The sequence below is a fragment of the Chryseobacterium sp. R2A-55 genome (assembly GCF_021401085.1).
Lineage (GTDB): Bacteria > Bacteroidota > Bacteroidia > Flavobacteriales > Weeksellaceae > Kaistella.
Genome location: NZ_JACBFP010000007.1, coordinates 25,361 through 44,826, shown reverse-complemented (window position 1 = coordinate 44,826; position 19,466 = coordinate 25,361). Strand labels below are relative to the sequence as shown.

Sequence of the window (19,466 nt, the reverse complement as noted above, 5' to 3'; positions counted from 1 at the left end):
CAGAATCCCAAATTTCTACGCCGTCGTCACATTTCCCGTTCGTTTCAGGACACCCCAGCTTTGGATTTCACCTTTCACGGCTTTTCTGATGGATTTGAACAAAATATAGTACATCAGCTGCCGGTAAACCAACCGCTGTGGAATCATCCAGACCAATTTCCTGAAATCTTCTTTTTCGAATGCGAAAGCCAGGGCGGCTCCAGCAATATCTATCAAAGAAAAAATGATATAATACGCGATGATGTGGACTGGATCTGCCACAATTAATCCTAATCCAGACAAAATCAAGCTCAGTACCAAAAGCAAATCTGCAAGCGGAGCCAAAAACGGCAAGAGAATTTGGTACAGCAGAATATTGGGCAAAGCAACCCTTCCAAAATTTTTGTACCGTTTTCTGAAAATCGCATCCCGGTGTTTCCAGAAACTCTGCAGAATTCCGAAACTCCATCTGAATCGCTGTTTCAGAAATTGCCCGATGGTTTCCGGCGCTTCGGTATAAGAAATTGCGGCATTGCAGTTTTCAATGATGTAACCTTCTTTGTGGAGCCGCATCGTTAAATCGCAGTCTTCCGCCAAAGTATCGGTGGTAAATCCGCCCGCCTCCAAAATTGCCTTTCTCCGGAAACCGCCAATTGCACCCGGAACCACGGTAATACAGTTCAGCAGCGAAAATGCCCGCCGGTCAAAATTCTGAGAGGTGATGTATTCAATGCTTTGCCACTTGGTGATCATGTTGATTTCGTTTCCCACCTTCACATTTCCGGCAACTGCACCCACTTCTGCCGGTTTTCCCTGAAGGTAAAATGTCTCGATCAATTTGGTGACGGCATCCGTTTTTAGTTGGGTATCAGCATCAATGCACACCACAAACTCAGCATCGCTTTTCTGGATTCCGAAATTTAATGCAGACGCTTTTCCGCCGTTTGGTTTCGTGAAAACTTTCACTTTCGGGTTCCCTTCAAACGAATTTTTCACGGTTTCAAAAGTGGAATCTTTGCTTCCATCATCCACAAATATGATGTCTAAATATTTGTAATCCTGCTGCAACAGGGATTCCACGGTTCTCACCGCATTCACTTCCTCGTTGTATGCCGGAACAATTACGGAAACCGTCAATCCAGCTGGAATTCCCCTAAACGCTGACCACAATCTCTTCTCTCTTTTGGTCTGAAACCAAGCGAGAACTGCCATGAAAAACATTCTGCCAATCGACAGCACAATTCCGATTAAAAACAGCGAGTAAATGATTTGACCCAACCAATAACTCGCCGAAGCGAAGAAAAAGTTCACGTCGTTTTTCCAACTTCGTTTTACCGGCGGCATTAACTGGGATTCGGGAACTTTCATTAAATCGGCAACTGTGGTGAATTTGCAGCCCTTTTCCTTAAAATATTTGATGATTGCGGGAAGCGCGTCCACAGTCGGTTGCCGGGTATCTCCACCGGAATCGTGCAGCAAAATGATGCTCGCATTATTTTGGTTTGCAAACCGAATGGTTCGGTTGATGATGGAATCGGCATTCATTTTGGGGTCCCAATCATTGGGGTCAATGCTTTCTCCTACTGCGATATAGTTGTCCTTTTTGCTTTGCGCCAAAGGTTCCAGTTCTTCATAAGTTTGGGGTTCGGAATCCGCATTGTATGGAGCCCGGAACAAAACCGTGGATTTCCCGGTGATGGCTTCGATTAATGATCGCGTGGTTTTCAGTTCCAAAGCCGCTCTTTCCGGAGACATTTTCGCCAGATTTCCGTGGGTGAAAGTATGGTTTCCTATTTCGAAACCCAGACGGTTGATGCGCTGAACAATCGGAATATTGGCTTCCGCATTTTCCCCGATGAGGAAAAAAGTTGCCGGGACTTTCTCCTTTTCTAAAATGTCTAGAATTTTCGGGGTGTATTTCGCATTCGGCCCGTCATCAAAAGTAAGAATGATTTTGTGACCCGGACCTATTTTCGTGCTGTCTTCAGCGAATTTCTCGTACAAAAATCCTGATGGAAGTTGATTGTAGCGCTGTTCTGCAATCAGGTTTTCGTTTTTGTCCAGGGTGATTTTGGTGCGTCCCTGTTCCGGGGAATAAAGGATATTGATGAGCTCGCCGCTTCCAATTGCAGTGGGTTTGGTATTGAAGTTTGGCGGCATCATCTCAAGCAAAGTGTAATTAAATGGCTGTTTTTTCAGGGCATCGGAACTTAAATCCCTGCCATAAAAAGTCCATATTCTGGGGTCTTCACTTCCTAATCTCCACAGTGCTGTTCCGGCGTTTCGGTAGTCGTCGGAAAATCTCACGATGTTGAAAGCGGTTGCGGCATCGGTAAACCACACGTCGTTTTTGGAAGCAAAATCATAGGCGCTTCCCGCAAAATCGTATGCATAATGCAGGTTGTAGGAATTATTATCAAAACTGATTTCCGCTTTTGAAATTTTCGCGCGGTCAATGGCCTGGCTATAGGTGATGTCTTCAGTTCTGGTGCCATTTTCATCCTGGATCCACTGTCTTCCATAGGCTCCGATTCCTAAAATCAATTTTTCCGAAGGCACATCTTTTGCGATGGCATCCATTTGTTTTTCAATCCATTTCTGGTCTGCAATCGGGCCTGCTTGAGATGGATCATTAAACTGGTCATAAGCCATCACGATGAAATAGTCTGTATAATCTTTCAGAAACTTCACATTGTAGTCAGCGTTATCGGCCATAATATCTATGGTGACGGTGAGTCCGTTTTGCCTGAACTGGGTATAAAGATTTTTCATAAAGGCATTCAGGAACTCGTCTGAATTTTCCTTCATTTCCTCGAAATCAATATTAATTCCCTGGAGCTGGTTTTGTTTTAAGGTAGAGATAATCTGCGCAATCAGGTTGTTCTGAATCTTCTGGTCATGCAGTACGGTATGAAGCAGGTCTCCGCTGAAATTCCCCTGTTTTCCGGGAATGCTGATGAAATTGTTGAGAATCGGTTGAACACTCAAACCATAATGTTTCATCACGGAAAGTGCATCCCTGTCAATTCTGGAATCGAGTTGAAAGGTTTTTGGATTGATGAAAAACCATTCGGGATAAATGGTGTTCAGTTTTCCGCCATTGGATCGCAAATCCAGTAGCGAAAGTGGACTCCACGGCGTATAGAATGCTGCTCGGATCAGTTTTGCGTCAACATGCTGTTTGTTGCTTTCTTCGTAAGCGATTCTTTTGTTGAGGAAATCTTTGAACCCTTTGAATTTTTTGTTTAATGGCGTGCTTAAAGTGAAGGCATTGGAAGGGTCGATTTTGGATTTATAGGAATTCCCGATTGTTTTCATCAGGGGCATTGTTGGGTTTTTTCCCCTCCACACGGTGATTACTACTACTGCAGTGATGAAGATCAGGATTGCTCCTACAATACGGAATGTCCATTGGGTGGCTTTGTATCGTTTTGCGTTTTCGGTCTGGAAAATCTGTCGAGATTTATCGGGCATAAAACTGAATTTTTTTTGCAAAGTTCATCAATAAACACTCCAAGCAACACGGTGTCAATTAAATTTTGATTAAAATTTGGCAGGCCATGATCACTTAATTCAAGCACAAGTTACGGAAAATCAGGTAAAAACAATTTAAGAATTAGGAGTTTTGTCCTTTTTTTTTGAAATCTGAAAAGGATATTTTTATAGAAAATCAGTATTTTCGCAAAGACAATGATCAAATAAAATGAATCTCTCTCCCGAAGGACAAAAATTATTCAACCTTCTGATTGCCGAAATGCTGGACGACGGCTTCGAGCGGATCAGTGAAAATACCTTCTACAAACGTTTGGGGAATATCACCGTTTCATTGGGTGATCAGGCCCTGAATATCATGCACCAGGGAAAATTATACGGCATTATTCCCGAAAGAGAGTTTCTGAAATTGGCCAACAGTTTTGAACCTCTTCTCCTTCAAATAAAATACCTGCTCGCTTTCTCGATGCGGCAGGACATGAACCGTGTGGTGAATTTTTTCACACATTTCTTTTTGAACTGAAAAGTTCGCCGCGGTTTCGGACCCGGTTCGGATAAAATACCTCTTCTATGGCTTCACCGCTTTCGTGCCTGATGATTTTTTTTAAAAATTAAACGAAGAATACCTCCGGAATTCCATACCTAAAAGGAAAGGAGCTTCTATGTATTTTGCTGTAACCTTCCATCCCTATTCGCTAATTTCCCTCTTTTTTTGGTCTTAGCTTTAAAGCGAAAAAAATATCTTAAAAGTTCAGAAGACCGTCATTCAGCTGAATACTGCCACGGATTTATCCGTAACAAAAGATATAAAAGCCTGTGAATAGACTGACCCGGATTTGAACAGAAGTTCAGCACTTATAAATATCAGTCTTAGGCTATATTTTATATGTTTAAAGCTGTAATTTATATGGCTAAAGCATAAGAAAATATAGTTTAAGTATAAAAAAATATAGTTTAAGCACAAAAAATGACGTTTAAAGCATAATAAATGACGTTTAAACCATAAAAAATTACGTTTAAAGTATAAAAAAATATGTTTAAAGCATAAAAAAATATGGTTAAAGTATAAAAAAAGATGGTTAAAGCATCGACAATGATGTTTAAAGCATAAACTTATTTCTTGTTAACCGTCTGATGGTTTAGATTTTATTAAAAGAAACGCCCCGGTTTCCCGAGGCGCTTCACTATGATACCGAAACTATTTTCAGTAAGCGTTTTTCTCTATGAAATGTGCCGCTATTTTTTCGGTGAGCGCTACCACATTCGGCATGTTGGTGTATTTCGTGAATCTTCGCAATCCGGAAAGCATCATTCGCTGCTCGTCACCTTCTGCAAAGGAAACGATTCCTTCTTTTGCCGCCACAGTGATTTTTTCCACGGCTTTGTAAAGATTCAGCTGAGCCATCGCCGCTTCTGGTGAATCCGCATTGAAATGTTTTTCTGCTCTTAAAATTGCAGATTCTGCCAGATAGATTTGATTCAGGATTTCGGAAGCATTCAACAGCAGATGCTGCTGCTTTTCAATATCCATCATGTATTTCTGTAGTGCAGCTCCGGAAACCATCAGGAAGACTTTCTTCAAATTATGGATGATTGCTTTTTCCTCAGACATGAATTCTGAATAATCCGGTACTTCGAAAGAAGGGATTCCCATCAGTTCTTTTCCGATAGCCATTGCCGGTTTCAGCAAGTCCAGTTCGCCTTTCATGGCTTTCTTGATCAACATTCCCACGGCAAGAAGTCGGTTGATCTCATTGGTCCCTTCGTAAATTCTGGCAATTCTGGAATCTCTCCAAGCCTGTTCCATAGGTGCATCTTCGCTGAATCCCATTCCGCCGTAGATTTGGATGCCCTCATCTGCTGTAAGCTGGGTCAGATCCGAAACAAATACTTTCAAAATGGAACATTCCACCGCAAATTCTTCCACACCTTTCAATTCTGCCTCTTGGTGATTCATGCCACCTGCAATCAGTTCTTCAATTTTGTCCTGAATATTTTTTGCCGCACGGTAGGATCCGGCTTCAGAAACGAAAATTCCCGTCGCCATCTCGGCAATTTTTTTACGGATTGCCCCAAAAGTGGAAATCGCAACTCCGAACTGTTTTCTTTCGTTGGCATAATTGATGGCAAGCGAAGTAATTCTTCTCTGTCCATCCAGATTTGCAGCAGCCAATTTAATTCTGCCCACGTTGAGCGCATTCAAAGCAATCTTAAAACCATTGTTCCTTTCTCCCAAAAGGTTTTCCACAGGAACTTTCATGTCGTTGAAGAAAACCTGTCTGGTAGATGATGAGCGGATTCCGAGTTTATGCTCTTCTTCCCCGAAAGTCATGCTTTCCGGATTTTCAAGTTCACTCCGGTTGATGACGAAACCTGTAATGTTTTTATCATCATCAATTTTTGCGAAAAAGGTGAAAGTGTCTGCAAAACCGGCATTTGAAATCCACATTTTTTGTCCGTTGATGATGTAGTGTTTTCCGTCTTCGGAAAGTCTTGCTTTGGTTTTGCCGGAATTAGCATCGGAACCTGCATCTGGTTCTGTGAGGCAATATGCGCCGAATTTCGTTCCTGCCGCCAGATCCGGAAGATATTTTTTCTTCTGCTCTTCGGTTCCGTAAAGCAAAATCGGCAAAGTTCCAATTCCGGTATGTGCGCCATAAGCGGTTGCCAGTGAGCCGTTTGCTCCGGAAGCCATATCGCAAGCCATCATGGTAGTCACGAAATCCATTCCAAGCCCGCCGTATTCTTCAGGTACAGCGATTCCGAGTACGCCCATTTCACCGAGTTTACGCATCATTTCTTCAGTTAATGCATAGTCCTTGTTCTCGAATCGTTCCCTTTTCGGAACGACCTCTTTGTCAATAAATTCTTTGATGGAATCCCGGAGCATTTTCTGCTCTTCGGTGATTTCTTCAAGGGTGAAGATTTCCGAAGCAGGGGTATCTGTAATCAGAAATGCTCCGCCGACCAAATTTTTCTTAATTGTATCTGACATTGTTTTAATATTTTAACTTTTAGATAATAGAACAAAGAGAAAAGAAAACAGACTTAAAATTGGAGTTGTATTGCTCTTTTAGATTTCATCTTCCTTTATCCTTTGTTTTAGATTTTAATGCTGGATAGATTGGCTACAGATTTTACTTATGCTGCAGCTTTTTCAGATTTACTGAAAGCAGACTTTGTAAATCTGTGTTCTTTTCTATTTTCTCTTTTAAAGAAGTTCAAAGATTGAAGCCGCTCCCTGTCCGGTTCCTACACACATGGTCACCATTCCGTACCTGTTTCCGCGTCTGCGCATTTCGTCTATAAGCTGCACGGTCAATTTTGTTCCTGTACATCCCAGTGGATGTCCCAATGCGATGGCGCCGCCGTTTACGTTGAGGATTTCCGGATTCAGGTTGAGTTCTTTTTTAATGGCAACAGATTGAGAAGCGAAAGCCTCGTTGAGTTCGATGAGCTCGATATCTTTTAATTCCATTCCGGCTTGTTTCAAAGCTTTTGGAATCGCGTAAATCGGTCCCATTCCCATGATTCTCGGTTCCAGACCTGCAGCAGCATAAGCAACCAATCTTGCTTCTGGTTCCAGACCCAATTCTTTCACCATCTCTTCGGACATCACCAGTACGAAAGCCGCTCCATCACTCATTTGAGAAGAGTTTCCGGCAGTTACCGAACCGCCGTTTGCGAATACCGGGCGAAGTTTTGCCAAACCTTCCAGAGACGTGTCTTTTCTCGGACCTTCATCCACCGTGAAATCGAATTTCTTGGTCTGCATTTTTTGGTTTTCATCCAGGAAATTATATTCTACCGGAATTGGAATGGTCTGATTGGCAAATTTTCCTTCTGCAATAGCTTTCAATGCTTTTTGATGGGAATTGAATGCAAATTCGTCTTGCTCTTCGCGGGAAATTTTATACTGATTTGCAACGGCTTCTGCAGTGTAACCCATTCCCCAATAATAATCGGGGTTAGATTTCGCCACATCGGTTTCCGGAACCGGTTTATAACCGCCCATCGGAATATAACTCATGGATTCTGTTCCACCGGCAATGATGCAATCTGCCATTCCTGCCTGAATTTTTGCCGAGGCAATCGCAATCGCTTCCGAACCGGATGCGCAATATCTGTTCACGGTAACTCCCGGAACTTTATCCGTATTGAGTCCCATTAACGAGATTAGTCTTGCCACATTCAGGCCCTGTTCTGCTTCCGGCATGGCATTTCCCACGATCAGGTCATCTATTCTGTTTTTGTCCAGTTGAGGTACTTCCGCCATCAGTTTTTCGATGACGGTTGCCGCCATTACATCAGGACGTGTAAATCTCAAACTACCTTTCGGTGCTTTGCCGACGGCGGTTCGGTAGCCTTTTACTATATATGCTGTTTTTGACATTTTTATCTAAATTATTAGTGATTAGTTTCTCAGCGGTTTACCATTCTGTAACATATACTGAATTCTTTCCAAAGTTTTTCTTTCGCCGGTCAAGGATAGGAAAGTTTCCCGCTCAAGATTCAATAAGTATTGTTCAGTCACCAAAGTTGGTTCGGAAAGATTTCCGCCTACCATTACATAACCGAGTTTGTCGGCGATTTTCTTGTCGTGTTCGGAGATGTATTTTCCGGCGAGCATCTGGTCGGTTCCTACATAGAACATTCCGAGCGCGTCTTTACCCAAAACGGTAACTTTCTGTTCGATGGGTTGCGTGTAACCTTGTTCGGCAAGCATTTTCGTTACTTTTTTGGCTTCAGCGATCTGACGGTTTTTATCTACCACCACGATGTCTTTGTGGTTCTGGAGAATGTGCATGTCAAAAGCTTCGTAAGCGGAAGTCGCTACTTTACCCATCGCAATATTCATGAAAGCATCACGAAGTCGGTTGGTTTTCACGTCGTCTTTTTCAAAATCTTTGCAGGTTCTCAAGGTAAGTTCTTTGGTTCCACCACCGCCAGGAATTACGCCGACTCCGGTTTCGACGAGCCCGATGTAGGTTTCTGCTGCTGCAACCACCCGGTCTGCGTGCATTGTCATTTCGCAACCACCACCTAAAGTCATTCCGAAAGGTGCAACCACTACAGGAATAGAGGAATAGCGAACCCGCATCATCGATTTTTGGAAGTAGGCAATGGCCATATTCAAATCGTCCCAATCCTGATCAATTGCCATCATCAGGATCATCGCCAAATTGGCTCCAACAGAGAAATTAGCGCCTTGATTTCCAATCACCAAACCGTCGTATTCTTTTTCGGCAAGGTCGATGGCCCGGTTCAATCCATCCAAAACTCCACCTCCGAGAGAATTCATTTTGGAACGGATTTCAAAGTTGATGATTCCATCGCCTAAATCCAGGATCGCGGATTCGGAGTTGCTCCAAAGCGTTTTATCTTTTCGGATATGATCAAGGATAATGAACGATTCCTGTCCCGGAATGTTTTCGTAATTCGATTTGGTTTGGTCGAAGAAAATTTTGTGGCCTTTTTCATTTACTTTGTAGAAAGATTCCACATTCTTCACCCAATCGGAAACTTGGTAACCGGCTTCTTCTACCAATTCGATCCCTTTTTGGATTCCCACGGCATCCCAAATTTCAAACGGTCCGTTTTCCCACCCAAAACCTGCGCTCATCGCATCGTCTATTTTGTAGAGTTCATCGGAGATTTCTGGCACTTTATGAGAAACGTAAGCGAACAATGCACCCAGAGATTTTCTGTACAATGCTCCGGCTTTGTCTTTTCCACCGATTAAGACTTTGAATCGGTCAATAGGTTTATCGATATTTTTCGTGAGTTCGAGAGTAGGGAAGTTGGTTTTCGCCTGAAGTTCGTACTCCATCGTATCTAAATTCAAGCCCAGGATTTCGGATTTTCCGTCGGCATTGGTCACTTTCTTGAAGAACCCCTGTCCGGATTTTGAGCCCAACCAATTGTTATCGACCATTTTCTGGATATAGTCCGGCAATGCGAAAACATTGTTGAAGTTGTTGGTTTCGGCACCGCTTTGTCGAACGCCGTTTGCTACGTGAACCAAAGTATCCAGTCCGACAACATCCGCGGTTCTGAAGGTCGCTGATTTCGGACGACCAATAACGGGGCCGGTTAATTTGTCAATGTCGGTCACATTCAGGCCTAAACCTTTCACCTCATGAAGCAGGTTCATCATGGAGAAGACCCCGATTCTGTTGGCGATAAATGCAGGAGTGTCTTTAGCCAAAACGGTGGTTTTGCCCAAGAATTTTGAACCGTAATCCAGATAGAATTTCACGATTTCTGGATCGGTGTATTTTGTTGGGATGATTTCCAAAAGCGGCAAATACCTCACCGGGTTAAAGAAATGAGTCCCCGCGAAATAATGTTTGAAATCATCACTTCTTCCTTCTATGAGCATATTGATCGGAATTCCGGAAGTGTTGGAGGAAACCAAAGTGCCCGGTTTTCTGAACTGCTCGATTTTTTCGTACACCGATTTTTTGATGTCCAGTCTTTCAACTACAACTTCGATGATCCAGTCGGTATTCTTGATTTTTGGTAGATCGTCATCGAAATTTCCAACTTTGATTCTGTCGGCAAATTTCGGGTGGTAGAGTAGCGCAGGACTTGCTTTTTGAAGTTTCGCAAAATTTTCCTGTGCTATTCTGTTTCGTACTGCTTTGTCTTCTTTGGTAAGACTTTTTTTCTGTTCCGCTTCCGTGAGTTCGAACGGCACAATATCAAGAAGAAGAACCTCAACGCCGATATTTGCAAAATGCGCGGCAATTCCACTTCCCATAATTCCCGAACCAAGCACGGTTACGTGTTTAATACGTCTTTTCATTTATTTTTTCTTATTTAGATCTGAGGTAATTTTCTGGATTTCCGTCATGACTTCTTTGAAGACCTCTAATTTCTCATGTGGAATTTTTTCCATGATCGTTTTATTGAAATTCACCACCACTTCTTTTGACATATTTCTGGAATTCAGTCCTTTATCGGTTAGTTTGATGATGACTTCACGTTTGTCGTTCGTGGTTTTTTCCTTATAGATATATCCGTTGTCTTCCAGTAGTTTGATGATTCTGGTCAAAGAGGTGGGTTCTATAGCCATTTTAGGACCGAGGTTGGTGCTCCTGGTTCCTGCTTTCGGATCTATTTTCAGAAGCGTAAGTGCTTGCACTGCAGTAGCATCGTGATCTTGCGCCATTTCCGAATACATTTTAGAAACCGCTAACCAAGTCGATTTCAGAATCAAATCAACATTCTCAACTTTTTCGGTTTTTGTTTTGTTCATAACTTTGGTAAATGTGGTCAAGACAAATGTAACCAAAAAATACTATGCATGCATAGCATTTTTGATAATTAATGTAAATGATTGACATACAGAATATTAATTAATATGATTTACATAATACTATGCATGCATAATAAACTAAACAATCCGTCGAAATGCAGAATTAATGAAGCTTTTCAATTAAATCTGCAATTTCTGTAAAGGAAGTACATTTTTCTTGAATGGTATCAGAAGAAATCTCCCAAAAACCATCCTTGAACTTAAACTGGAGGTTTTCCAGATTTTTTCTGAAGTTTTTTTGAAGAAAAGAGTAGAGCATTTCTTTGGGTAAATTCGGGGCCAGAATGTGCGGCGCCACAAATCGCTCATCGAAATTGAAAAGATGTGGATTGGTCAGTTCGTCGTTGTTCATCAAGATGTCTTCAGTGATTCCCCCGGATAGTTTTTGGTCTTTCACAAACCAGATTTTATCTGAGAATTCCTTTGCCAATCGCCAATCATGTGAAGAAAAGAGAATTAATTTTTTTTGTTTTTTAGCGAGATTTCTGAGCAGTTTCAAAATGGCGATTTTATTTTCCTCATCCAGATGTGTGGTGGGTTCGTCCAAAATAATCATGGGTGAATTTTGCGCTAAAGCACGGCCGATCATCGCTTTCTGAAGGTTTCCGTCGGATAGTTTCTGCAGTGGAAAATCCCTATATTGAGCCAGATTTAAACTTTCAATAATTCCGTGTACTTCGATTTTGTCAGCTTCGTTTAACTCGAAATAATAGGGATAATGAATGTATTTTCCCAAAGAAATCAAGTCGGTCAACGTGTAATTCGCAGGAATCTGAGCTTTAGAAAAAACCACCGCGATTTGCTCGGCAATCTCCTTATTGGAAAGGGTTTTTATGTTTTTCTGATTGATATAAATTGCTCCGCCCAAAACTGGATTTTGATGGAGTATGGTTTTAATTAAAGTGGTTTTCCCCACACCATTGTTCCCGATGAGCAGACAGATATCGCCTAAATCCAATGAAGTTTCAACACCTTTAATTAAAGGTGTTTTGTATCCGATGGTTGTATTTTTTAGTTCTAAAAACATATTTTTAATACTACTAATACACGAATTTGCTCACTTTATCTGAACATTAGTGCCCATTTTTCTTTAGCATCATCGTCAGAATTACCGGTATCCCAAACAACGAAGTGATCACATTCAGCGGAAATTGAGTAAGTTCTGAAACCGATGAAAAAACCAGCATAATTAAGATTCCCAGAAGCATATTTAAAATCCACTGTTGCCAAAGTTTTGCAGGGTTATAAATCATTCGGCAAAAATGTGGGACCACAATTCCGATAAACAAAATCGGGCCCAAAAATGCGGTCACAGAAGCAGAAAGTAATGAGGAAGCTATGATGATCAATATTTTCAAGCCGTTTAAATTCACTCCCAAACTCTTTGCGTAAACTGTTCCCAAGGCATTTCCAATCAACGGTTTGATGGTTTTAAAACTAAAAAACAGTCCGATCAAAACAATGACCGAGAGAATAAAAATCTGGTTTCCCGAAACCGAATTGTTTGCACCAAAACTCCATAAAACATAGTTTTTTAGACTTTGGTTATCCGCATAAAACTGCAGCATGGAAACAATTGCTCCCGCTAATGCCGAAACCAGAAATCCGAAAATAATCAGAAAACTCTTGTCCTGAAACCGGTTCGAAAATCCAATCAAAACCAGCATTAACAATAAGCTTCCGATGATCGCGGAAATGCTCAGCAAACTGTTTTGTAAAAACTCAGGAAGCAACCAGTTTTGCGAGAAAAAGATGTAGAAAGCTACACTCAGACTTGCTACGGAAGTGATTCCCAAAACCGAAGGTCCTGCCAATGGATTCTGGAAATATTCCTGCAGGAGAAATCCGGAAGTAGGAATGGAAATTCCTGCCAAAATCATTACCCAAACACGGTTAATGCGGAGTTGTGCAATCTGGGAATTTGGGTTTTCAGTGAAAAAGTCGGCGAAATTTAATTTCAAAAAACCAATGTTTAGATTGATGATTACCGAAATCACAGTTCCGATAAAAAGCAGTAAGCAAAGGACTTTGAAAAATTTGGACATTTATTCTTAATCGTGGAAAATTCGTTTGTTGGTATCGTGAAGTCCACTTTTTCTGGATTTGAAATCTCGTTTTATTGAAACGATTTTATTTTTGAATCCAGCATTTCCGCGCTCATCATTCCCACGGTTTCGTCGGTTTTGTCGCCTTTTCTCATCAAGGTAAACGGAATGGATCCGCCGTCCCACTGTTTGAAATTCTGGTGAAAAAATTCGGGATTCAAGTTCATTGCATCCACAAGCACAATGTGTTTGGAAAGGTTGTTTTCTTCTGCAAACGCCTTTACTTTAGTATTCCAGACCTCTTTTTCGTCCAGACTTACAAAAGTGAATTTTACCGGTTCTGATTTCATTTCCTGGATTTTTTCCTTGAAATGAGGCATTTCGCGCATACATGGACCGCACCAGGTGGCGAAGAAATTCGTCACATACAAAGTATCGTTGTCTTGTTTACCCAACATTTTGGAAGTCTCTTCTGGCGTCAGTTCAATTTCTTTGAATGGAATGATCTCTGCGGAAACTTCATCGGATTCTGGAGTGACTATGGAGTCATTTTGAGTTGTGTCAGAATTTTCGGTGACATTTGTTTCCTTTTTGCAGGCAGTAAGCAGGCTGAAAACCAAGATGCCCAGAATTAATTTTTTCATTTATTTTTTATTATTTTTGAATTTGAATTGATATGGAAAATCTTTTACCTAAAGCAAAACAGGCCGAATTTCATCTGCTAAAATTAGCGAAAAAGCAGGAACTGACCAAAAACACCTTTACATTGGAATTTGAGATTCCAAAAAATCTGAAGTCCCAATTTAAGTTTGAAGCTGGGCAGTATGTTACTTTGAAGTACCCTTCCAAAGGAAAAATGTACTACAATGATTTTTCCATGACCTCCGCTCCTTATGAAAAAAATCTCTCCTTAGGAATTAAGATTAATCAGGAAGAAAGCTCCACAAAAGATTTATTCCATGATTTTGAGGTGGGGGATTTTGTGGAAGTTTCCACCCCGAAAGGAAGATTTACACTGGTTTCCAAACCCGATGAATTCCGCACCATCATTGGTTTTGCAGGCGGGATTGGAATTACGCCCATCTTGAGCCATTTCAAAAATATTCTGCACAATGAGCCCAGAACCAGACTTTTTCTTTTTTATGGAAACAAAACCCGCGACGGAGTTCCCTTTAAAAAAGAAATCGATGAACTGGCAGAACAAAACAAATCGCGCTTCCATGTCCATTATTTCTATTCTCGTGAAAAGGTGGGAAATGCATTCCTGGAAGGTAGGCTGGATGAGAAAAAAGTTGGACTGATTATTAACCAATTGATGATGATAGACGATACCGACGAAGAATCCAGACTTTGGGATTCTGTGGATGAAGTCTTGATTTGTGGCAAAGGCGAAATGATCAGATCACTTGCAAACGCCTGTTTCAACCATGGGATTCCGAAAAAGAACATCCATTTTGAACTGTTTGAAGAATACAATGAGGATATCTATCCACAAGAAAAGGAATTTCCCGTCATGGAGGATATCGAGGTGGAATTCAGACTTTTTGATCAGGAGTACAAAACCACGTTGAAAAACAACAGAATGCGTCTGCTTCAGCAGCTGCTGATTCAGAAATATCCGGTTCCGTATTCCTGCAAATCCGGAATTTGCGGCAGCTGCGAATGTATTTTGGAAGAAGGCGAAGTGGAACTGCTGGAAAATGAATACCTTACCCAAAAAGAAGAGAAATCCGGTAAAATTTTGGCGTGCATGTCGGTGGTTTTGAGTAAGAAAATAAAGGTTAATTTTGATATACTTTAAAAAATAGCGAATAGAGCAAAGAAAATAGACGTATTGTTACATTTCAGATAATTGGGAATAATACGCGTTAGATTGAAGATTTGAAAAATGGGTGAACTGATGGCATTCTAAAAATGAAAAAAATCCTGGACCTCCTAAAAACATTTTTCAACCTGGTTGAAATAGGGATTTTGCTGATGATTTTGGCAAATGTCTGGGTTTTTGTTTTGACCAACGGAAGGACTTATACCAAAATTTCTAAAGTTCCTCCGCGTGAAACTGCGCTTGTATTGGGAACTTCACCCAAAATGAAGTCTGGGATTTCCAATCCGTATTTTGTCTCAAGAATGGATGCCGCCGCTCTTCTTTACCATCACGGAAAAGTGAAACGTATTATTGTCAGCGGCGAAAAAAGTTCCGGTTACGACGAACCCAAAGCCATGAAAAATTATTTGGTTTATGAAGAGGGCGTACCGGAAGAAATCATCACAGAAGACCCGAAAGGATTCAAAACGCAGCTCAGCATCAAGAATTGTAAAACGGTTTTCAGGCAGAATGATGTGATCATTGTTTCGCAGGGATTTCACAATTTGCGTGCGCTTTTTTATGCCCGGAACAATGACATGAATGCGCTCGGTTTTGATGCTCAGGATGTTTTGACCAACCGAAGTTACTATCGGAACCAGTCGCGGGAATTTTTTGCCAGAGTGGTCGCGGTGATTTATTTTGTATTAAATATCGAACAGCATGGGTGATTTTTGCTCAATAATTGGCTGTAAAAAATACAAGTAATACCGTCAAAACCTTATCTTTGTAAAAAAGTAAATTTATGCTCGTCATCGGAATTGCAGGCGGTACCGGCTCGGGAAAAACCACAGTGGTTAATAAAATTCTGCAGCAGTTGAATGCGGAAGGGGTGAATGTTCTTTCACAGGATAATTATTATCATGATAATCAACATCTTACATTATCCGAGAGAGAGCAGTTGAATTATGACCATCCAAAATCAATCGACTTTGACCTTTTAATCCAACATGTGAAAATGTTGAAAAATAATGAAAGTATCGAACAGCCGCTTTACTCTTTCGTGACCCATTCCAGAACGGGAGACCATGTGACGGTGGAACCTAGAAGCGTTTTGATTGTGGAAGGAATTTTGGTTTTGACCAATAAAGAGCTGCTCCATGAATATGATTTAAAAGTCTTTGTTCATGCGGATTCAGACGAAAGATTGATCAGAAGGATTCGCAGAGATACCCAGGAAAGAGGTCGCGATCTGCAAGAGGTTCTTCACCGTTACCAAACCACGCTGAAACCAATGCACCAGGAATTCATTGAACCCTCTAAAAATGAGGCAGACCTGATTGTTCCAAACATGAGGCAAAATACGGTCGCCATTGATTTTCTTTCCACTGTGATCAATAACACTTTAAAGAAACCTGCAAAAAATGAAAGCGTTAATTAAGGAAATAAAGCCGAAGTCGCCTTCTTTCAAGTTCGTCCAGAATTATCTTTTGAACAAATATTCGGTCACAATCTTTTTGTTCCTGGTGTGGATGATTTTTTTTGACAGCACCTCTTTTTTGGTGGTGAACGAATTAAATGGTGAAATCAAAAAATATGAGGCGCAACTGGCGTATTATCAGTCAGAATACAAAAAGAACGACGATTTCTATAAAAAGTTGATGAACAACAAATCAGAAAAAGAAAAGTTCGCCCGGGAAAACTATTTCATGAAAAAACCCAACGAGGAGATTTTTATTTTGGTGGTGGATTCCACCTCTTTGAAAGGTGCGAAATAAGCAGATCGTTGATTGGAGCAATTTTTTAGTGGTTTAGGTTCCATACCTCTGAACAGATTCAATTTATTTTCAGAACGGTTTAAAAATAATCAAACAAACTTATTGTCATGTTTACCAAGACCTCGCTTTCCGACTGGGAAAGTTTAGTGCAAAAGCAGCTGAAAACCGAAGATATCTATTCCGTACTTTCAAAAGAAAATCTGGAAGGAATCGAGGTGAAACCTTATTACGATTCGGTTCCGAAACCGTTGAAAAATCTCCCGAAAGTGGAGGAATCTACCCAGTTGGTGGCGAAATACCACCGGGATTTGGAAGAAAACGTTTACGCTTTTCTGCTGGATGAAAATGTGGAAGGACTCCAGGAGAAGGTGATTTTCGTGAACAATAAGGATTTGGCGGAACATATTTCGGCAGATGAAAGCAACCGTTATTTTTCATTAATTGATATTTTCTCAGACGATTCAAAAGGGATCATCTTTGAGCAGCTCGGAAAAGAACTGCTGGCGAAAGATTTTTCAAGATATATTTGTGTGGATGTCTCGCTGCATCAAAATTCCGGCGCGGCAATCGGTCAGCAGTTGGGAATTGCACTGGCGAAAACCAAAGACTTAACTGAAGTTTTCGGTGCTGAAATAATAAAGAAATTGATTTTCAGAATTGCGGTCGGTGGAAACTACTTCTTTGAGATCGCCAAAATCCGCGCATTTAAACTCCTTTTCAACCAGTTGTCAAGGGAATTCGGATTGGATGAGATTCCATATATTTTTGCGGAAACTTCAATGAGGAACAAATCGAAAAACGATGCCGAAAACAATTTGATCCGTTCTACGCTCGAACTTTCTGCCGCGATGATCGGCGGTGCAGATGCCGTCTTTACCAATGATTTCAGAATTGAGCATTCGGATGCGCTTTCCGAAGAAATTTCCTTCAAACAGCAAATCGTTTTGGCTTATGAAAGTATTATTAATGTTTTTGATGATGCCGGAAACGGAAGCTATTATATCGAAAACATTACGCAACAGTTCGCCGAAAAATCATGGAAGCTTTTCCTGGAAATCGAAGAAGGGGGAGGTTACTGCGAACTGCTGAAAACCGGTTGGATACAGAAGAAGATCTATGAGCATGCGATTCTGGAACAAAAATGGGTGGAAGAAGGAAAACTGAAACTGATTGGGGTAAACCTTTACCCGAAATTGGAACAGACCAAATCGGTGGATGAACTCTATTCGGAAAAAGAAATCAAACCAGTTCGTTTAGCCGAAATGTTTGAGTGATTTTCCGGGAATTCACCAATGCTTTTCATTAATTTTGTTGTGCGCAATTTCAGAACTTGATGCCAAATTCAATAAAAAATTCGTGCATTTTGCTCATTAAAATTCTACTCAAAGAAGTAAAGTTGTGTTCATACTAAGTAAAGAAATCCAGGACTTCATTCAAGTTAATCTAAAAAGCGATTTGCATGCTTTGTTGTTGAAGAAGTCGCCGTTTTCGGGAGTTTCCATGCAGGAGATCGTACAGCAGATCAAAGGCAGAAAAGTAGCAGAAAAAAAGTTCCCGTTTTTATTAACAGACGGAATCATTTTCCCGCCGAATCTCAATCTGGAACAGTCTTCGTCGCAAAATACAGCAGAATTTAAGGCCCAAAATCTACAGGGAAAAAAGTTCCTCGATTTAACTTTGGGTTTCGGAATCGATGCCTATTTTCTTTCAAGAAATTTTGAAGAAATTACCTTGGTCGAAAAAAATCCTGAACTGCTGGAAATCGTGGAACACAATTGGAGAACTTTGAATAGAAAAGCGAGTTTCGTGAATGAGAATCTGGAAGCGTTTTTAGCGCAAAATAAAGAAAAGTTCGATTTGATTTACCTGGATCCCGCGAGACGCGACGAGCATAAAAACAAGAAATTCCTGCTGGAAGATTTGTCGCCTGATTTGCTGGAAATCCAGGAAAAACTTCTGGAAATATCAGATAAAATCATCATCAAACTTTCGCCTTTGATCGATATTTCTTACCTGATTTCGACATTGAAAAATATTTCAAAAATCGAAATCATTGCCGTGAAAAATGAGGTGAAGGAATTAGTGGTCTTCATGGAGAAAGACCATGGAAAAGACAGTGTGGAAATTTTCTGCATCAATTTGGAAAGTGGGGATTCTGTTTTCAACTTTACATTTAAGGAAGGAAAAAATGCTGTAGCAGCATATTCCGATGTGTCGGATTTTCTTTTTATTCCTAATAATTCCGTGCTGAAATCTGGCGCTTTTAATTTGGTTTCAGAAAGGTTTGGGTTAAAAAAACTGCATCCAAACACGCATTTTTACACTTCGGACCAGGTCATCGAAAATTTTCCGGGCAGAGTTTTGAAAATTGAAACGGTTGATTCCGGGGAAATCAAAAAAGGGGAGAAGTACAATATCATTTCAAAAAATCATCCATTAAGTCCCGATGAAATCAAGAAAAAATACAGGATTTCAGACGGCGGGAATCGATATTTGATTTTTACCCAATCTGAAAAGGGAAAAGTTATTTTGAAATCGCGCTAAACTTTTGGCATAAATCGTAATATTTCTTACTTTTGGGCAATCTTTTGAAATTCAAATAAAATCGAAATTTAAATATGAAGAAAATTGTATTGGGAATCGCTTTGACAGGTTTGGTCATCAGCTGCAAAAAAATCCAAGCCGGTTCAAATAAAGGTGTAATCAAAATGGAGCAAGGCGCTGAAAGATACAGCGATATTGAAATCGGTTCCAATCCGGATGCATTCAAAGCAGCAGAAACTGAAGCTTCCGGAGCGGTGAAGGATTCCGCAGCTACTGTGGAGATCAAAGAAACAAACATCAAAGCCGACACGGTAAAAGCGAAATAGCAAGATTACCAAGCGAACAAAGTTTTCTTTGTTTCATTAATAAATGAAATGTCTTGTTTTCGCGGGACATTTTTTTATTTTTACAAAGATGAGCGGAAAGAGATATCCTGCTGCATGAGTTTCTTAGGAAAGTCCGATTTTTGTAGTCTTGATAGTACTCACCAATTTCTGTAAAAA

The 19,466-nt window shown here is 40.7% G+C and carries 16 protein-coding genes; 8 read left to right on the top strand and 8 right to left on the bottom strand.

What is annotated here, in order from left to right; genetic code table 11:
• Positions 1-15: 15 nt before the first annotated feature.
• A complete protein-coding gene (locus tag L0951_RS08940; RefSeq protein ID WP_234110888.1) occupies positions 16-3,453 on the bottom strand; it encodes a polysaccharide deacetylase family protein in 3,438 nt (1,145 codons plus the stop codon).
• Between the two features lie 229 nt (positions 3,454-3,682).
• Here L0951_RS08940 and L0951_RS08935 point away from each other — a divergent pair, with 229 nt between their 5' ends.
• A complete protein-coding gene (locus L0951_RS08935) occupies positions 3,683-3,994 on the top strand; it encodes a hypothetical protein (RefSeq protein WP_234110887.1) in 312 nt (103 codons plus the stop codon).
• Positions 3,995-4,675: 681 nt separating this feature from the next.
• On the opposite strand, the gene L0951_RS08930 is transcribed toward L0951_RS08935, so the two are convergent.
• The 7 genes from L0951_RS08930 to L0951_RS08900 all read right to left on the bottom strand — a co-directional run bounded on the left by L0951_RS08930 (position 4,676) and on the right by L0951_RS08900 (position 13,481).
• Complete coding sequence (locus L0951_RS08930; RefSeq protein ID WP_234110886.1) at positions 4,676-6,466, bottom strand: acyl-CoA dehydrogenase family protein; 1,791 nt, start codon at positions 6,464-6,466, stop codon at positions 4,676-4,678.
• A 216-nt stretch (positions 6,467-6,682) separates the two neighbouring features.
• A complete protein-coding gene (locus tag L0951_RS08925) occupies positions 6,683-7,864 on the bottom strand; it encodes an acetyl-CoA C-acyltransferase (protein ID WP_234110885.1) in 1,182 nt (393 codons plus the stop codon).
• Positions 7,865-7,885: 21 nt separating this feature from the next.
• Positions 7,886-10,279, bottom strand: a complete 2,394-nt coding sequence (locus tag L0951_RS08920) for a 3-hydroxyacyl-CoA dehydrogenase NAD-binding domain-containing protein (RefSeq protein WP_234110884.1) — start codon at positions 10,277-10,279, stop codon at positions 7,886-7,888.
• Positions 10,280-10,732 (bottom strand): MarR family winged helix-turn-helix transcriptional regulator, encoded by a 453-nt coding sequence (locus tag L0951_RS08915; protein WP_234110883.1) that lies wholly within the window; start codon positions 10,730-10,732, stop codon positions 10,280-10,282.
• Between the two features lie 163 nt (positions 10,733-10,895).
• On the bottom strand, positions 10,896-11,819 hold the full coding sequence (locus L0951_RS08910) for an ABC transporter ATP-binding protein (RefSeq protein WP_234110882.1): 924 nt from the start codon (positions 11,817-11,819) through the stop codon (positions 10,896-10,898).
• A gap of 46 nt (positions 11,820-11,865) precedes the next feature.
• Complete coding sequence (locus L0951_RS08905; protein WP_234110881.1) at positions 11,866-12,837, bottom strand: iron ABC transporter permease; 972 nt, start codon at positions 12,835-12,837, stop codon at positions 11,866-11,868.
• 71 nt (positions 12,838-12,908) lie between these two features.
• Positions 12,909-13,481, bottom strand: coding sequence for a TlpA family protein disulfide reductase (locus tag L0951_RS08900; RefSeq protein ID WP_234110880.1), 573 nt, complete (start codon positions 13,479-13,481; stop codon positions 12,909-12,911).
• A 32-nt stretch (positions 13,482-13,513) separates the two neighbouring features.
• Here L0951_RS08900 and L0951_RS08895 point away from each other — a divergent pair, with 32 nt between their 5' ends.
• The 7 genes from L0951_RS08895 to L0951_RS08865 all read left to right on the top strand — a co-directional run bounded on the left by L0951_RS08895 (position 13,514) and on the right by L0951_RS08865 (position 19,289).
• Positions 13,514-14,638 (top strand): 2Fe-2S iron-sulfur cluster-binding protein, encoded by a 1,125-nt coding sequence (locus L0951_RS08895; RefSeq protein WP_234110879.1) that lies wholly within the window; start codon positions 13,514-13,516, stop codon positions 14,636-14,638.
• A gap of 113 nt (positions 14,639-14,751) precedes the next feature.
• On the top strand, positions 14,752-15,372 hold the full coding sequence (locus L0951_RS08890) for a vancomycin high temperature exclusion protein (RefSeq protein ID WP_234110878.1): 621 nt from the start codon (positions 14,752-14,754) through the stop codon (positions 15,370-15,372).
• Between the two features lie 74 nt (positions 15,373-15,446).
• Positions 15,447-16,082: a uridine kinase gene (gene udk / locus L0951_RS08885; protein WP_234110877.1), complete on the top strand. Its 636-nt coding sequence runs from the start codon at positions 15,447-15,449 to the stop codon at positions 16,080-16,082.
• Entirely contained in the window at positions 16,066-16,419 is a 354-nt protein-coding gene (locus L0951_RS08880; RefSeq protein WP_234110876.1) for an FtsB family cell division protein, read from the top strand. Before udk ends, L0951_RS08880 begins: the two co-directional genes overlap by 17 nt.
• Before the next feature lie 107 nt (positions 16,420-16,526).
• Complete coding sequence (locus L0951_RS08875) at positions 16,527-17,693, top strand: methylmalonyl-CoA mutase family protein (protein ID WP_234110875.1); 1,167 nt, start codon at positions 16,527-16,529, stop codon at positions 17,691-17,693.
• Between the two features lie 124 nt (positions 17,694-17,817).
• On the top strand, positions 17,818-18,963 hold the full coding sequence (locus tag L0951_RS08870) for a class I SAM-dependent methyltransferase (protein ID WP_234110874.1): 1,146 nt from the start codon (positions 17,818-17,820) through the stop codon (positions 18,961-18,963).
• Between the two features lie 74 nt (positions 18,964-19,037).
• On the top strand, positions 19,038-19,289 hold the full coding sequence (locus tag L0951_RS08865; RefSeq protein ID WP_234110873.1) for a hypothetical protein: 252 nt from the start codon (positions 19,038-19,040) through the stop codon (positions 19,287-19,289).
• The last annotated feature ends 177 nt before the right edge of the window (positions 19,290-19,466 follow it).

Excerpts from the sequence above, each read along its gene's own strand:
- L0951_RS08895 (WP_234110879.1), top strand. The coding sequence starts at position 13,514 with ATGGAAAATCTTTTACCTAAAGCAAAACAGGCCGAATTTCATCTGCTA.
- L0951_RS08935 (WP_234110887.1), top strand. The coding sequence starts at position 3,683 with ATGAATCTCTCTCCCGAAGGACAAAAATTATTCAACCTTCTGATTGCC.
- L0951_RS08925 (WP_234110885.1), bottom strand. The coding sequence starts at position 7,864 with ATGTCAAAAACAGCATATATAGTAAAAGGCTACCGAACCGCCGTCGGC.
- udk (WP_234110877.1), top strand. The coding sequence starts at position 15,447 with ATGCTCGTCATCGGAATTGCAGGCGGTACCGGCTCGGGAAAAACCACA.
- L0951_RS08880 (WP_234110876.1), top strand. The coding sequence starts at position 16,066 with ATGAAAGCGTTAATTAAGGAAATAAAGCCGAAGTCGCCTTCTTTCAAG.
- L0951_RS08875 (WP_234110875.1), top strand. The coding sequence starts at position 16,527 with ATGTTTACCAAGACCTCGCTTTCCGACTGGGAAAGTTTAGTGCAAAAG.
- L0951_RS08910 (WP_234110882.1), bottom strand. The coding sequence starts at position 11,819 with ATGTTTTTAGAACTAAAAAATACAACCATCGGATACAAAACACCTTTA.
- L0951_RS08905 (WP_234110881.1), bottom strand. The coding sequence starts at position 12,837 with ATGTCCAAATTTTTCAAAGTCCTTTGCTTACTGCTTTTTATCGGAACT.
- L0951_RS08930 (WP_234110886.1), bottom strand. The coding sequence starts at position 6,466 with ATGTCAGATACAATTAAGAAAAATTTGGTCGGCGGAGCATTTCTGATT.
- L0951_RS08940 (WP_234110888.1), bottom strand. The coding sequence starts at position 3,453 with ATGCCCGATAAATCTCGACAGATTTTCCAGACCGAAAACGCAAAACGA.
- L0951_RS08915 (WP_234110883.1), bottom strand. The coding sequence starts at position 10,732 with ATGAACAAAACAAAAACCGAAAAAGTTGAGAATGTTGATTTGATTCTG.
- L0951_RS08890 (WP_234110878.1), top strand. The coding sequence starts at position 14,752 with ATGAAAAAAATCCTGGACCTCCTAAAAACATTTTTCAACCTGGTTGAA.
- L0951_RS08920 (WP_234110884.1), bottom strand. The coding sequence starts at position 10,279 with ATGAAAAGACGTATTAAACACGTAACCGTGCTTGGTTCGGGAATTATG.
- L0951_RS08900 (WP_234110880.1), bottom strand. The coding sequence starts at position 13,481 with ATGAAAAAATTAATTCTGGGCATCTTGGTTTTCAGCCTGCTTACTGCC.
- L0951_RS08865 (WP_234110873.1), top strand. The coding sequence starts at position 19,038 with ATGAAGAAAATTGTATTGGGAATCGCTTTGACAGGTTTGGTCATCAGC.